The 15,713-nt window shown below is 62.9% G+C and carries 10 protein-coding genes; 4 read left to right on the top strand and 6 right to left on the bottom strand.

What is annotated here, in order from left to right; all coding sequences use genetic code 11:
- Positions 1–23: 23 nt before the first annotated feature.
- Together egtB and PW789_RS05865 are read right to left on the bottom strand one after the other, a co-directional pair.
- On the bottom strand, positions 24–1,400 hold the full coding sequence (egtB, locus tag PW789_RS05870) for an ergothioneine biosynthesis protein EgtB (RefSeq protein ID WP_299372840.1): 1,377 nt from the start codon (positions 1,398–1,400) through the stop codon (positions 24–26).
- 124 nt (positions 1,401–1,524) lie between these two features.
- Complete coding sequence (locus PW789_RS05865; RefSeq protein ID WP_299372837.1) at positions 1,525–2,247, bottom strand: VIT1/CCC1 transporter family protein; 723 nt, start codon at positions 2,245–2,247, stop codon at positions 1,525–1,527.
- A 221-nt stretch (positions 2,248–2,468) separates the two neighbouring features.
- Between PW789_RS05865 and PW789_RS05860 the strand changes: the two genes are divergently transcribed.
- From PW789_RS05860 to PW789_RS05845, 4 genes are all read left to right on the top strand, one after another.
- Positions 2,469–3,182, top strand: coding sequence for a hypothetical protein (locus tag PW789_RS05860; protein ID WP_299372834.1), 714 nt, complete (start codon positions 2,469–2,471; stop codon positions 3,180–3,182).
- A 16-nt stretch (positions 3,183–3,198) separates the two neighbouring features.
- On the top strand, positions 3,199–6,723 hold the full coding sequence (locus PW789_RS05855; RefSeq protein ID WP_299372831.1) for a TonB-dependent receptor: 3,525 nt from the start codon (positions 3,199–3,201) through the stop codon (positions 6,721–6,723).
- A gap of 2 nt (positions 6,724–6,725) precedes the next feature.
- Complete coding sequence (locus tag PW789_RS05850) at positions 6,726–8,900, top strand: VWA domain-containing protein (RefSeq protein WP_299372829.1); 2,175 nt, start codon at positions 6,726–6,728, stop codon at positions 8,898–8,900.
- Between the two features lie 197 nt (positions 8,901–9,097).
- On the top strand, positions 9,098–9,892 hold the full coding sequence (locus PW789_RS05845) for a tetratricopeptide repeat protein (protein WP_299372826.1): 795 nt from the start codon (positions 9,098–9,100) through the stop codon (positions 9,890–9,892).
- Positions 9,893–9,902: 10 nt separating this feature from the next.
- On the opposite strand, the gene PW789_RS05840 is transcribed toward PW789_RS05845, so the two are convergent.
- The 4 genes from PW789_RS05840 to PW789_RS20055 form a co-directional block, all read right to left on the bottom strand.
- A complete protein-coding gene (locus PW789_RS05840) occupies positions 9,903–10,085 on the bottom strand; it encodes a DUF5522 domain-containing protein (protein WP_299372823.1) in 183 nt (60 codons plus the stop codon).
- 19 nt (positions 10,086–10,104) lie between these two features.
- Complete coding sequence (locus PW789_RS05835) at positions 10,105–14,544, bottom strand: DEAD/DEAH box helicase (RefSeq protein ID WP_299372820.1); 4,440 nt, start codon at positions 14,542–14,544, stop codon at positions 10,105–10,107.
- Between the two features lie 124 nt (positions 14,545–14,668).
- Positions 14,669–15,250, bottom strand: coding sequence for a KdsC family phosphatase (locus PW789_RS05830; protein WP_367182491.1), 582 nt, complete (start codon positions 15,248–15,250; stop codon positions 14,669–14,671).
- A 58-nt stretch (positions 15,251–15,308) separates the two neighbouring features.
- Complete coding sequence (locus PW789_RS20055) at positions 15,309–15,527, bottom strand: hypothetical protein (RefSeq protein ID WP_367182482.1); 219 nt, start codon at positions 15,525–15,527, stop codon at positions 15,309–15,311.
- Positions 15,528–15,713 lie beyond the last annotated feature (186 nt).

Here is a 15,713-nt window from a genome sequence, read left to right as displayed (position 1 = left end):
TCGACTTAGCTCTCGATGGGATCTTAACTCTCGATGGCGGTGGCATCGTGGGCCAGGCGCAGACCGGAGAACTGCCAGCGGGTGGCGGGCGAGAAGAAGTTGCGATAGGTGGAGCGAATGTGGGTCGCGGGAGTGACGCACGAGCCTCCGCGCAGCACCATCTGCGAGCTCATGAACTTGCCGTTGTATTCGCCGAGAGCACCGGGGAGAGGAGCATAGCCGGGATAGCCGGTGTAGGGGCTTGCGGTCCACTCCCATACATCGCCGAAGACCTGTTGCAGGCCACCGGCAAGGCTTGCGGGCTCGGGATGAAGCTCGCCGGAATCGAGCATATTTGCGGCGACTCCCGCCACGGCATCGATTCCAGTGGACTCGGACCAGGTGAGCAGGGAGGAGCCGTCGCGCACCAGGGTTCCCAGCTGCGCCGCCGCGTACTCCCACTCAAATTCGGTTGGCAGGCGATGGCCTGACCAGCGGGCGAAGGCGTCGGCCTCGAAGAAGCTGAGGTGGCAGACGGGGGTTTCGGAGAGATCGTCGAGCGAGACGTAGCCGTTGAGGGTGAAGATGCTCCATCCGGAGCGAGATGCCTGATCGCGACGCCAGTAAAGCGGCGCCTGCCAGCCTTCGTCGCGCATGGTGGTCCACCCTTCGGAGAGCCAGAGTTCGGGACGGCTGTAGCCGTCCTGCTCGATGAAGGCGAGGTACTCGGCGCAGGTGACCAGGCGGGTGGCGAGGCGGAAGGGAGCGATGTAGACGGGATGGCGCGGTGTTTCGTTGTCGAAGGCGAAGGCGTCGACGGCGTTGGGATCGGGTGACAGGCCGATCTCGGAGAGGCCGGGGGCGTAGGTCATCCACTCGAGCGGCGGCGCGATGGAGGTGGAGAGAGGTCGCCTGCGCGCGGTGTACGCCGGATGCAAGGGGTTGGTGAAGAAGGCGTGCTTGATGTCGGTGGCGATCAGCTCCTGGTGCTGCTGTTCGTGCTCGATGCCGAGGGCGATGCGACGGGCGGCTTCGTCTTCGGCGGGATGTTGCAGCAGGTGCTCGATGCCGGCGTCGACGTGAGCGCGGTATCCGAGGATGAGATCGAGGGGCGGGCGCGAGAAGGAGGAGCGAAGCTTCTTCTCCGGCATATCGCCGAGGGAGTTGTAGTAGCTGTTGAAGAGCCAGCGGAAGTCGGGATGGAAGGGCTTGTAGTTGGCGAGGAACTCGGAGAGGACGAAGGTCTCGAAGAACCAGCTGGTGTGAGCGAGGTGCCACTTGACCGGGCTGGCCTCGGAACATGACTGGACCATCATGTCTTCCGGAGTCAGCGGGCTACATAGCATGGCCGTGGCGCGGCGCGCTGCCTTGTAACGGGCAAGCATCGAAGAAGCCGACTTTTCAAGGGAAGCTGGGGTCATGGGAACACCTGTCGTCTGGGGCTTGAAACGTCCGCTGCGCCTTGTGGCCGGAATCCGTTACACATGGGATGGGCCGGCGGGGAATTCTGTTGCTTTTTCTTCTCCTCGGAGTCTCCCGGGCGGGTCATCCGGCGTAGCTGTTCAGGACGCGGGCAAGGAGATAGGCTGCCGATGCGGCGATACCGCCGATGAGGACGGTCTGGAGAGCGCTGCGCAGCCAGCCGGTGCCGACCAGCCTGCCTTTGAGCGCGCCGAATAAGCCGAGCGCCATCAGGGTGATGACGGCTGAGAAGCGGAGGGCCTCCGCGTTGCTGGCGATGATGAGGTACGGCAGGAGAGGAATCAGTCCACCGGCGATATACGATCCGGCGATGGTCAGGGCTGAGCGAAGTGCCCGGCCCGGGCGCGGCTCTTCGAGACCAAGCTCGAAGCGCATCATGAAGTCGACCCAGGCAGTGGGGTTCTGCTTGAGGGCATCGAGGACGGGAGCGGCGCTGGGGCGAGGAACGCCGTATCGCTCGAAGATCTCGAAGATCTCCTCTTCTTCGTCGTGCGTGCGCTCGACGATCTCTTCCTCCTCTCGTTTGCGTTCGGAGACGTAGTGCTCGGCGTCGCCGCGTGCGGCGAGGTAGCCGCCCAGGCCCATGGCGATGGAACCGGCGGCGATCTCGGCCAGCCCGGCGAGGACAACGAGACGCGAGGAGGCTGTGGCTCCGGAGAGACCGGCGGCGAGAGCAAAGGGTACGGTAAGGCCATCGGAGAGGCCGATGACGATGTCGCGGATGGTCTCTCCCGCCTCAAAGTGGCTCTCGACGTGGGTTGACGCCGCAGAGGATGGTCGTTCCATAGCGATAGTGTATCGGGACGGTGGATGTGACCGGCAACGTCAAGGATTTGTACTCCCACAGAGTCTTTCGCCGGAGATATGCGTCTGTACAGGCACGGGAAATGAAAACGATGAGATTGATCCTGGTTTGCAGTCTTTTTGCGGTACTTCTTTCAAACGGCATGCCCCCCGCGAGCGCGCAGGACGCAGCTTCTTCTGCGCAGGAGGGTCGTCGCGGAGGGATGGGCTTTGCACGACAGCCGATGGTTCACGGCACGGTGACGACAGTTGCCGCCGACAAGCTGACGATCAAGACCGACGCGGGCGACTTGTATACCGTCGCGGTTACGCCGAATACACGTCTATTGAAGGAGAACCGCCTGCCTGGTGCCGCTCCGACGGATGGGCCGCGCCAGCCGCAGCTGATCAAGATCGAGGAGATCAAGCCGGGAGACGGGATCGGAGCGACCGGCGAACTGGATGCTCCCAACAAGACTCTTCATGCGCTATTCGTTGCCGTAATGGATGCTGCGCAGGTGAAGCGGCTTCGCGAAGGCATGGGTAAGGAGTACATCACGGGCAAGGTGACCGCCATGGATGAGACGAAGCTGACCATCCAGCGCGCGGATAACGTGACGCAGGTGATCGAAGTAGACGAGACGACCTCGTTCCGCCGCGGAGGAAGGAGGGCTGTCGTTCGCGCGGATGGCTCGACATCGCCTCTGCCCTCCGGGCCGCAGGGCACGATGCAGGGGAGCGGGAATGAGAGCATCACGCTTGCCGATCTAAAGGTCGGCGACATGATCGCGGGACAGGGATCGCTGAAGCATGGCGTCTTTGTGCCGACGACGCTGACGGTGGTTCCTCCGGGAGCGATGGGCGGACCGCGCATGCGGCGCGAAGGACAGCCTCCAGCAGGTGCGGCGGCTCCGGCACAGACTGCACCGAATCAGTAATCAGGCGAACAGACACATGACCATGACGGTTGTTTTGCGAGTGGGGAACGGGATGACAGCTCGAACCATCCTTCGGTCCATGTTGGCGGGAGCGGTGTTGCTCGGCGCGGGGTATACGGCGCAGGCGCAGGACGCGGCACCCGCGACACAGGGATCACCAGCGGCACAGCTACCGGCGCAGACCGCCGTACAGGCGGCCGGGGGGACGATTCGCGGCTCGATCAAGGCGGGAGCCATTCCGCTGCCCGGTGTTGCTGTGACCGCGACCAACACACTGACCGGCAAGAAGTATGCCACCACGACTGATGTGTCGGGCGCTTTCGCCATGACGATTCCAAAGAACGGACGCTACGTGGTGAAGACGGAGCTTGCGGCGTTCGCCAGCGAGACGCAGGAGGTGCTGATCAATGCGGCGAGCGAGAACGGCGGCAAGCCGGAGCAGACCGTCAGCATCACCCTGCAGCTGGCCTCGCGCGTCCAGCAGCAGGAGGAGCTGCAGCAGAAGCAACAGGCTGCAGCGTCGAGCACTCTGGCAGGAGCTGTAAGCCGGGGCATGCAATCTCTTAATGTGACGGGAAGCGGCGGCGATCTCTCGGACGCCAGTGCGGGCACGGCGAACAGCGGGGCGCAGATGCCGACGCTGGCCGGGCTGGGCGGCGACTCTGCGGCGACGGACTCGGTTGCCGTGAGCGGCCAGATGGGCCAGACCAACGGACTAGCAAACTTCAACGAGGACGAGGTCCGGGAACGCATTGAGGACGCGATGGCGCGTGCACGCCAGCAGGGTGGCGCACAGAGCGATATGGTCAACGCCGTGGCCGGGATGCTGGGCGGCATGATGGGGCCTGGCGGCGGACCGGGCGGGGGCGGTCGCGGAGGCGGCGGGCTTGGGATGCGTGGCGGTGGTGGTGGCCGTGGGCGCGGCTTCGATCCGACACAGCCGCACGGCGCGATCTTCTACCAGGGGGGCAATGGGGCGCTGGACGCGACGACGTTCTCGCTGACCGGTGCTCCCGTGACCAAGCCTTCGTACAGCAACAACCGCTTTGGCCTGAGCTTTACCGGGTCGCCTTATATCCCGGGCCTGATCAAGCCCAGCAGCAAGCAGTTCATCTTTCTGAATGTGACGGGTCAGCGCAATACGACGCCGCAGAACCTGTATGGCACGGTACCGACCGAGGCGGAACGCGGCGGCGACTTCTCTTCCCTGAGCACGCCGCTCTACGACCCGTCGACGAGCCAGCAGTTTGCGTGCAATGGGGTGCTGAACGTGATCTGCGGCAACCGCATCTCGCCGCAGTCGCAGGCACTGATGAAGTATTACCCCGCGCCGAACATTGCGACCACCGGCGCCCAGGGATACAACTACCAGACCGTCACAACGGCCGGGCAGAATGCTGTGATGGCCGCGATGCGTTACGTACGGAACTTTGGCCAGAGCACGGGCTTCGGCCCGTTTGGCGGCGGCGGAGGAGGGGGACGGCGGCAGTCGTCCAACGGACCGAAGACGCTTACACAAAACATCAACTTCAACGGATCGTACAGCCACTCGGCAGCTGACAATCGCAATATCTTTCTGCCGCTGGGAGGCTCGACGGCTTCGGACGGCTATAACATCTCAGCCGGTTACACCGTTGGCTACGGCAAGCTGAGAAACAATGCGACGCTGACGTGGAATCGCTCGCATGCGACGACGTTGAACTACTTCACGAATGGCACGGACAACCCTGCGGCCGACGCCGGAGTGCTGGTCGGGAATGCAACGGTTGCAGCGAACCCGTTTTACTACGGTGTCCCCACGCTGACCTTTACCGGACTGACGGGACTCAGCTCCACGACGCCGAGCGACTCCGTCAGCCAGACGATCTCGTTTACGGACTTCGTCAGCTGGAATATCAAGAAGCACAACATGCGCTTTGGCGGCGACTTCCGCCGCCTGCATGTCGATACGCTGACGGCACCGGGCAATCTGCAGAGCGGCGCCAGCCCGCTGGGCTCCTTTACCTTCAGCGGATACGCCACGCAGCATACGGCGACGTCTTCGAAGGATCTCTCGAACGGCTACGGCTTCGCGGACTTCCTGCTCGGCATGCCGCAGCAGGCGGCTGTCCAGGCTGGACTGCAGAAGACCTATCTGCGCGCGAACATCTGGGACCTGTATGCGAACGACGACTGGCGCATCCTGCCGAGCCTGACGCTGAACTACGGGCTACGGTATGAGTATTTCTCGCCGTACTCGGAGAAGAACAACCGCCTGGCGAACCTCGATCACAATGCGGACTTCAGCCAGGTTGCTGCCGTGACGCCGGGGCAGACCGGACCCTACAGCGGGATGAAGTATTCGAACTCGCTGGTGAACAACGACCGCACGATGTTCTCGCCGCGCTTTGGCTTTGCGTATCGCATAAAGGGCAAGTTGTTCGGGCAGACGGTGCTGCGCGGCGGCTATGGCATCAACTACAACACGCAGCAGTACTCCACGTTTGCAAGGCAGCTCGCCTTCCAGCCGCCGTTCGCGGTGACGCAGACCAACATCGTCAATCAACAGGGATGCGGCGTGCTGCAGTTTGCCAACGCCTTCAACTGCTCGACGGCTGCGGTGCAGAACAACTACAGCGTGAACCCGAACTACCGGCTGGGTCATGTGCAGGTGTGGAACATCGACATGCAGCGCACGCTGCCGCTGGGTATCGTGCTGAATGTCGGTTACAACGGCGCCAAGGGCGGAGCGCTGGATATCGTCCGGGCTCCGAACCGCACAGCGGCCAGCGTTCTGGACCCGACGGCGCAGGTCTATTACTACGAAGACTCGCAGGGCTTCTCGCGATTCAATGCTTTGAGCATCAACGCACGCAAGCGGATGCAGAAGGGCGTCTCGTTGCAGGCGACCTACCAGTACGGACATTCGATCGACAATGCTTCGTCGATCGGCGGTTCGACGGTGACGCCGGCACAGAACGATCAGAACCTCGCAGCGGAAGAGGGCAACAGCTCCTTCGACATTCGGCAGAAGCTGACCGGCAACTGGGTGCTGGAGCTGCCGTTTGGTCCGAATCGCGCCTTCCTTGCGAACAAGGGAGTATGGTCGAAGGTGTTTGATGGCTTCTCGCTCTCGGGGGACTTTACCTTCGCGACCGGCAATTACTTTACGCCGCACTATTCCGCGACGGTCAGTGAGACGGCGACCGGCACCAACAACACGCTGCGTCCGGACCGCGTCTTCACGCAACCGATCTCCGGTAACGGGACGATCCTCGACTGGTTCAATCCGGGTGCTTTCGCCACGCCTGCCGATGTCTTTGGAACGGCGTCGCGCGGCTCCATCCGCGGGCCGGGGACGGTTGCCGTCGATACCTCTCTCTCGCGTACGGTGGCCATGGGCGAGACGCGATCGTTTGAAGCTCGCATGACGGCGACCAATGTATTCAACACGGTTCAGTACTCGGGCATCGATACCACTCTCAACTCGCGCACCTTTGGCCAGGTCACCTCGACTGCGGCGATGCGGCGCATCACCTTCATAGCGCGGTACAGGTTCTAGCCATGATGACGATACTCAAGCGAAGAACGGCCGTATCTCTGCTGGCAGCAGCACTCACCGTGGCGCCGCTCGGCCAGCCCTGGCTCTTTGCCCAGCAGGACGCAGGCAACGGCACCTTCACGCTGAAGGTGCAGAGCGATATTGTGCTGACCAACGTCGTAGTCCGCGATAAGAAGACGGGTGCGGTGGTCAAGGGCCTGAAGGCGTCGGACTTTACCGTTCTGGAGAACGGCAAGCCGCAGACGATTCGCAGCTTCGATTTTCAGGCCGTGGATGAGGCCGTTGCGTTGCACGAGAATGCCACGGTAAGCGGCAAGACCTCTATCGCAGACCTCGTCAACCGCAACTTTGCGGCCGACCCTGCGGAGTTGAAGGACCACCGGCTGATCGTGATGTTCTTCGACCTGAGCAGTATGCAGCCGGAGGATATCGATCGCGCGGTGGAGTCGGCGCAGGACTACATCAAGAGCAAAATGCAACCCGCTGATCTGGTTGCGCTGGTCAGCATGTCGACCGCGCTGACGATGGACCAGGATTTCACCGCGGACAAGACAGCTCTGCTGCGCGGCGTGGGGCGCTACAACGGCAGTGAAGGCACGGGCTTTGCCAATGGCAACGAAGGCGGAACGTCCGAGGGCACGGCAGACGACGGGTCCAGCTTTACGGCGGATGACTCCGAGTACAACGCGCTGAATACCGACCGCGAACTCTATGCCATTCGCTCGATCGCCAAGAGCCTGGAAAAGGTCGATCAGCGGAAGAGCCTGCTTTATTTCTCCGGCGGATTGACACGCCAGGGCATTGAAAATCAGGCGAGCATGCGGGCGGCGACCAACGCCGCCGTACGAGCGAACATGGCCATCTACAGCGTGGACTCACGCGGACTCGAGGCGCTGCCACCGGTGGGCAATGCCTCGCAGGGAAGCCTGCGAGGCACCTCAGCTTACAGCGGCGGCGCGATGCAGAGCCAACTGGACGCCAACTTCGGATCGCAGGAGGTGCTGTCGACGCTTTCGAGCGATACGGGCGGCAAGGCCTTCTTCGACTCCAATGACTTCGGGCCTGTCTTTCAGCAGATCCAGCACGACACGGAGGCCTACTACATCATCGGCTTCCGCTCGGCCAATCCTGCGCGGGACGGAGCGTATCGCCACCTGACGGTGAAGGTGAACCGTCCTGACCTGAAGCTGGAGTATCGTCCCGGCTACTACGCTCCTGCCGACTTCCAGCACCAGAAGACAGAAGACCGCGAGCTGGCGCTGACCGAGCAGATGCGAAGCGATCTTCCAGCAACGGATGTTGCGCTGTATCTGCAGGCGCTCTACTTCCGCATGACGGACAACCGCTTCTTCGTACCGGTGTCTCTGATCGTTCCGGGATCACAGATCTCCTTTATCAAGAATGGCGATCGCGACAAGGCGACGATCGACTTTATTGGCCAGATTAAGAACTCTCAGGGTATCGTCGTTGGCGATGCGCGGGAGACGGTGAAGCTGGCGCTCGACCAGGCCCAGCAGGCGCAGCGCAAGAACATTCAATACTCGACCGGATTCACGCTGGCGCCGGGCCGTTATCACCTGAAGTTTGTGGTGAGAGAGAACCAGACGGGGCGGATGGGCAGCTTCGAGACGGACCTGCAGGTACCAGATCTGAAGAAGCTTCCGATGAAGATGAGCTCGATCGTGCTGGCCAGCCAGCAGGCGCCGAGCAACGACAAGAAGAATACGAACAATCCTCTGATCCGCGACGGCGTGGAGTGGATCCCCAATGTTGCCCATGTCTTCCGCCAGGACCAGCACCTTTACTTTCTGTACGAGGTCTACGATCCCACGCGGGAGAAGGGGCAGGCTCCGGCGCCATCTCCGGGCCTGACGCGCCGTCCTGCGGGTGCAGTGAAAGTGTTGACCAGCATCCAGTTCATGAGCGGAGGCGTGAAGGTTTATGAGACCCCGCTGATTCAGGCAGATGCGGTCAATGTTCCGGATCGCGGGGCGGTCGCCTTCCAGTTTGATGTACCCCTGGCGCAGCTGAAGCCGGGCACGTATGTCTGCCAGGTCAACGTGATCGACGATGCGGGAGGCAGCTTCAGTTTTCCGCGGCTGGCCCTGCGTGTCCAGCCTGCGGCGGCGCCGGTTCAGGCAGCTCCTGCGGCTCAGGCGACGACGGGCGGCCGCTGACAGAGTGGTGCGCGGGGTGTGACCGGGGCCGTTGACACCCCTGATATCGAGGCGGATGATGTGGGCGTACCTCCTGGAGGTGCGCCATGTTCTCCTCGCAACGAACGATCTCTTTCCTCATGCTGACAGCGCTGCTGTCGGCCGGTCTGGCAGGAACAGCACAGAGTCCTCGGGCCCTGAGCCGAGAAGAAGTTCGAATGATCGACCATGAGGATCCGTCATGGAACTCGGTCCGCGCTCATCTTCCCGATCCCACGATTGCGACAGCGGCTCAGCTGGAGACGGCTGCCGATATTCTGCGGGCGAGACGCTTCATCGCCGATGCTCTGGACTACTACGAGTTTTCGTTGCGACGCGGCGGCAACCCGATCGACCTGCTGAACAAGATGGGAGTGAGTTCGCTGGAGCTGCGGAATCTCGCCGCCGCCAGAGCCTACTTCCAGCAGGTGGTGAAGCTGCAGAAGAAGAGTCCCGAGGGCTGGAATAATCTCGGCGCGATTGAGTATCTGACCGGCCACTACGATAACGCGATCAACAACTACAAAAAGGCGATCAAGTATGACAAGGCGTCGGCGACCTATCACTCCAATCTCGGTACCGCCTACTTTGAGAAGAAGGATTTCGAAGCAGCGCGCAAGCAATACGACACCGCGCTGAAGATCGATCCCGACCTGATGCAGCATCACAGCTCGATCGGCGTGACGGCGCGGATGCTGTCGCCGGCGGATCATGCGCGGTTCTGCTACGAGATGGCGCGTCTGTATGCGCGTCGCGGCAATGAGGATGCGATGATCCACTTTCTGACCATGGCGAGCGAAGCGGGATTCGACGTGATGGGCCAATTGCCATTTGACGATTCGCTGGCTCGCTACCGCAAGGACCCCCGCGTGCTGCTGCTGGTGAAGAATGCACATGACCTTCGAACCAGGGGCATCCCCATCGCCTCAGGTGCCGCTCCTCCATTGCCTGCAGAGGCACCCACGAAGAACTGACGTGGGCCGGCTAAGAACGATAGGGGCAATGGCGGCAGCCGGAGTTACAGCAGGTTCCGCGCCTGAGGAGATAAGCGGCGGTAAAGACGAGGTAGGGTCCGTCGTAGTAAAAGTCGCCCGGCTCCAGCTCCTGCGAGGCTGCTTCCGGCTCCGGGGCTTTCTTCTGTTGGATGGGATCGTCTCGTTCGGTCATGCCTGCTTCGTAAGCCTCGTCAACCAAAGATGGGAAGACTGCCGGTGACAGCCGTTGCAGGAAGAGGAAGCGCTGACGGAACTTCGGCGGGTTCTGATGCAGCCTCCTCGTTCACGCCTTCGTGATGGATCTTTCCGTTGCGGTAGAAGACCTGATGCCCCGGGATTGCAGGGACGCGATCGCCGGGAAGCACGATTCCGGCAAGATTGGCCGGATCGGCTGCGGAGACAGCGATGACGGTCTGCGATTCCCTGCTTCTGGAGGCGCGCAGGGAGTCCGCGGCTTCGGGCAGGGCAAACTGCTCGCCGCCAAACCCGGTGACGAAGCGGCCACCACGCACTTCGCCGCGTGCTTCCATACGCCGCAGGATGGCGACGAGGTCGCGCCACTTTGGAGCGTTCGATTCGCGGGTAAGCAGGTCGCGGGAGAGGATGCCGTAACGGGTGAGCAGCATGCAGGCGTAAGACGTCAGAGCGGCCTCGTTGCGCCGGGCCTGTTCAATGGCAGAAGGAGCGGCGTGCACCTCTTCTGTGAGCAGCGACCATCGTCCTGCGGTCGAGCGTGTGGGGCGGCGGGCGAGGACGCTCTTCGGCTCCGCGGATGGTTTGCGGCGCGGGTCCATGATGGAGCGCAGCTGATCGTAACCGTCGGCGGCGGCGAGGCCCGCGGTTGCCAGCTCCCACAAGGCCTGCTGCGTTTGCTGTCGCGAGAGGCCGAGGATCCGCTGCATGTCATTGGCGAAGCAGGCGCCACGCTCGCTGAGCAGAGAGCGCACGGCGAGGGCCTCGGCGCTGAGCGATGCGGCCAGGCGTGAGTCTTCGATACGCTCACGCGCTAACGCATGGGGAAGCCACTCCGCGGTCTCGCGGATGTAGAAGGTGATCGGAGCGGCGTTGGTGGGAACGACGCGGCGCGGGCCGGTTCCGTCGGCGTTCGACCATGCAGGATGAGGGGAGATGCGTCCCCACCCGACGGCTCCTGAGAGGCAGAGAGCGTCGAGCCACCTGGGGTCGTAGTTGGCGACGCGCGAACGGAGCAGAGAGCGCTCCCACTCGATGGCAGGCGCTTCGAAGCCTTCCAGTTGATGCAGGGCCTCGAGCACGCCCTCTTCGCCGGAGAGCTGTGTCTGCGGCGCGAGGTGCTGCCACTCGAGGAGCCAGCGCATGTAGACGGCTGGGGCGAGGGGCTCGATCTGCTTGCGCAGGGTATGCAGCGTGCGTCGATGGATGCGTTGCAAAATGCGCCGCTCGCACCACTCGATCTGATGATCGTGTTCGGGCTTGCCGTGTTCGAAGAGGCCGCGCATGAGCAGCCCCTGCATCTCCATGGCCAGGAAGGCCTGAAAAACCTCGGCGGCAGGGAGTCCGAGACGAGTGGCGAATGAAGCTGCTGTTGTGGGGCCGAGAAGCTGAACCCATCCCTGTACACACTGCCTGAATGCCTGCTCCTTCTGCCCGGCCTCACCAGCAGTGTTGCCCCAGAGAGCTTCGACATAGGCTGTGCGCTCTGTCGAACTCCAGCAGACGATGCCGTTGCAATCCGCCACGCGAGCGCGCCCCGCAGGAGCGAGACGATCGTAGAGCGTGGGCCAGTGGCGTGCAGCAGGCCGGTCTGCGAAGAACTCCAGCGGCAGTGCAACCAGCGATTGCAGCAGGTCGTGCAGTTCGTGCTCGTCGCGGATGTCGGGCCAGCACTCGCGGCGCACCTCGTCGATCGCACTTTGCTCGAGACGGCCTGCTTCTTCCAGCACACTTGCGGGAAGCACACGGGAGAGGGTCACGGCACGTGCGCGGCGTTCTTCGAGGCCGGCCTCGTCGAGATAGGCGTAAGGATTGGCGTTTAGCAGCTCGTGCGCGAACTGCGACGGCACCGGAGTATCGACGGCGAGACATTGGATGCTTCCATCCTGGATGCCGCGCAGAACCTCGATCAGGCCTTCGAGGTCCATCGCCTCGCCCAGAACGTCTTTCATCACCTCATCGACGAGAGGATGAGCGGGGATCTGGATGTCGCCTTCGATGTTCTCGAAGCAGGCCGCGGCCTGCGGAAAGACACTGGCCAGCAGGTCTTCGGAGCGCATGCGCTGAATCTGCGGGGGGATACGCTTCCCCTTGGAAAACCGCAGCAGTTGCAGGCTGCGGTTGGCGGCCCAGCGCCAGCGTGTCTTGAAGATCGGCGAGGCGAGCGCGGCCTGCTCCAGCAGCTCGCGCGCGGTGTGTTCGGTGAGGAACTGGAAGACATCGGAGAGCGGGAAGCTGTGCTGCTCGGCCAGAGAGATGTTGATGCCGTTGTCGGTGGCCGCGGCCTGCAGCTCGAAGTTGAAGCCGCGGCAGAAGCGCTTGCGCAGGGCGAGTCCCCACGCCTTGTTGATGCGGCCGCCGAAGGGAGCGTGGAGGATGAGCTGCATGCCGCCACCGTCGTCGAAGAAGCGCTCGGCGATGATCGTGCGCTTGGTGGGGACCGATCCCAGAACGGCGCGACCGCTGACGATGTAGGCAATCAGCTGCATTGCACCGCCATCGCAGACGCCGCAGTGCTGCTTGAGCCATGCGATGGCCTGATCGACCTCGGGGTCGGCGGGAGAGATGTAGCCGGGTGTGATGTTGCAGGTCAGCTCAGAGATCGCCTGACGCAGCTCACCCACGCCATCGCTGAGGATGGCGGTGCGCTGCGGGGCCTCCCCTTCCCAGAAGGGAAGGCTTGGGGGTGCGCCGTGGGCATCTTCAACGAGGACGCGGCCAGCAGCTTCCACGCGTTGAATGCGCCAGCTGCTGTTGCCGAGCAACACGACATCGCCCGGCGAAGAGTCGACGGCGAAGTGCTCGTCCAGCGTGGCGATCTGCGTGCCTTCGGGTTGCAGGATGACGGAGTAGAGATTGGTCTCGGGGATCGCGCCTCCGTTGAGGATGGCGTTCATGCGCGCGCCACGCCGGGGGTGGAGCTGACCATGAATGCCGTCGCGCAGGAGGTAAGAGCCGTAGCGGCCGCGGCTGGATTCGATGCCATCGACGAGCAGCGCCACGATCTCGTCGAAGCGGCCACGCGAGAGATTGCGGTAGGGCAACGCCCGCGTCAGCACGGCATAGAGCGCGTCTTCGTCCCACGGCTCAGCGCCGCAGGATGCCACGATCTGCTGCATCAGGACGTCGATCGGCTCGGGGGGAATCTCCAGGAGATCGAGATCGCCGGAGCGCATTCTGCGGATAAGCGCTGCCTGCTCGACGAGATCGTCGCGGGTGGTTGCGAAGAAGCGGCCTTTCGGGACAGCACCGCGCCAGTGGCCGGCGCGGCCTACGCGCTGCATCGCGACAGAGACGGAACGCGTGGTCGCAATCTGGCAAACGAGATCAATGTCGCCGATGTCGATACCAAGTTCGAGCGACGCGGTCGCGACGAGGATCCTGATCTCACCGCTCTTGAGGCGCTGCTCGGCGTCGAGGCGCAGAGTTCGCGAGAGAGAGCCGTGATGCGCGGCGACGTTCTCCGGGCCGAGGCGTTCCGCCAAAGCGAAGGCGATGCGCTCTACCAGGCGGCGCGTGTTGACGAAGACCAGCGTGGAGCGATGGGTCTGGGTGCATGTGGCGAGCTTGTCGAAGAGCTCCTCCCACATCTTCGTGGTGAGCACGGAGCTGAGCTCGTCGCTTGGCACCTCGATGGCAAGATTGAGCTCGCGGCGCTGGCCGACCTGCACGATCTTTGCGGGACGGCGATCAGGATGAACCCCTGTCAGGAACTCGGCGACCAACTCGATGGGGTTCTGCGTTGCCGAGAGGCCGATGCGCTGCGGCGGATTGGCGCGCCCGGTGAGCCACTCCCCAACCGAGAGCCGGTTCTCGCCACAGACGAGCGAATCCAGACGTTCGAGCGAGAGGGAGAGATGTGCGCCGCGCTTATCGTCGGCAATGGCGTGAATTTCATCGACGATGACGGTGCGCACGCGGCGGATGGTCTCGCGCGCCTTGCCCGCGGTAAGCATGATGTAAAGCGACTCGGGCGTAGTGACCAGGATGTGCGGGGGATTGCGCAGCATCGCGGTGCGGTCTTTCTGCAGCGTGTCGCCAGTGCGCACGCCGGTGCGGATCTCGGTCGAGAGATAGCCACGCTCCAGGGCAAGATGCTGGATCTCGCGCAGCGGCTGGTCGAGGTTCTTCTGTACGTCGTTGGAGAGCGCCTTAAGCGGGCTGACGTAGAGGATCTGCGTTGCAGCAGGCAGTGTGCCTGCGATGGCCTCGCGCAGCAGCTGGTCGATGGCGACGAGAAAGGCGGCCAGGGTTTTGCCGCTGCCGGTGGGTGCGGAGATGAGCGTGGTCTCGCCCGCGGCGATCGCAGGCCAGCCCTCCTGCTGCGGCTCGGTTGGCGAACCGAAACGACGCAGAAACCACTCCGCAGTGACCGGGTGAGCCCAGCTCAGGGAGGCGGGGATCTCGATGGCTTCCGTTTCTCCGGCGGCGACGGGCATTGCGTCATTGTAACCCGGTTTTCTTCGATCTTTATTCGCCAAGGAGTTAGCGGCGGCGGCAGCAAAAAGCAGGCCAGCGGGGCCGATTATTTCTTTGCCCGCCGACCTGCTTCGGTGTGGCTGTTTACATATTTCCGACGCCGACGTCGGCTATGCCCGCAGCTGGGTTTTCCGCGTCGAGATACTGCTCGATGACCTTGGAGAGCGTGCCCTGTGCGGTAAGGATAAAGTCGATCGCATCGCGTCCCGCACCCTGTCCACCTGGGTTTGGCGTGATGTAGTGAGCCATTTCTTTGAGCTGAGGACGAGCGTTCGCGGTGGCGATGGCGAGACCGCACTTGCGCATGACGGGCAGGTCGATGATGTCGTCACCAACGTAGGCCATCTCCTCGAAGCTGTAGCCGGTCTTGCTGAGGATATCGCTGGCGGCTTCGAGCTTGTGCGCCTGGCCCTGGTAGACGAATTCCAGCTTGAGGTCGCGGGCGCGAATGGCGACGGTCTGCGAGTTGCGTTTGGTGATGATGCCGATACGGAGTCCGCCGAGCCGGCCGAGCGAGATGCCCAGCCCATCGTGGGCGGCAAAGCCCTTGGACTCGATGCCCTTGCCATCGGGGCCGGGAATGACGAAGATCTGGCCGTCGGTCAGCACGCCGTCAACGTCGAAGATGAGGACTTTGATTTTCTTTGCGCGATCTGCTGCTGTCATCTCTCGATGATACGTGACCGATGCGCGGCGGCTGGAGTAACCAGCCGCCAGCCCACGGCTATCGCCAGCGGCCATCGATCCAGACCCAGCCATGAGGGGTCTGCCGCCAGTGTCCGGGATACCAGCGATATCCCGGACGCGGCGGAGCCACGTAGGCGCCGGGCGCCCATACATATTGCCCGCCATGCCAGCGATAGTGGCCACCTCTCCATACCCAGTTGGGATGAGGGCCTGGAACAGGGGGAATCACCTCACGGGGTGGCTCCGGGGGACCCATGTGCGGATGCGGAGGTGGGGGCTGTGCATGTGCAGTAGCAATGATGAGAACAAGAACACATGCTGAAGCAAAGAGTCGTCGCATCTGGTTCGTCTATCTCCTACAGGATGAAACCATTTTATTTGCCATAGGACGCGACCGGTGCCGGAGAAGGTTGTGGAGAGGAGGGGAACGCCCAGGCTTCTT

Origin of the sequence: Edaphobacter sp., from assembly GCF_028283685.1 — a bacterium.
Taxonomy (GTDB): domain Bacteria; phylum Acidobacteriota; class Terriglobia; order Terriglobales; family Acidobacteriaceae; genus Edaphobacter.
Note: the sequence above shows the minus strand (reverse complement) of the source record. Positions and strands in the feature narration are given on the sequence as shown.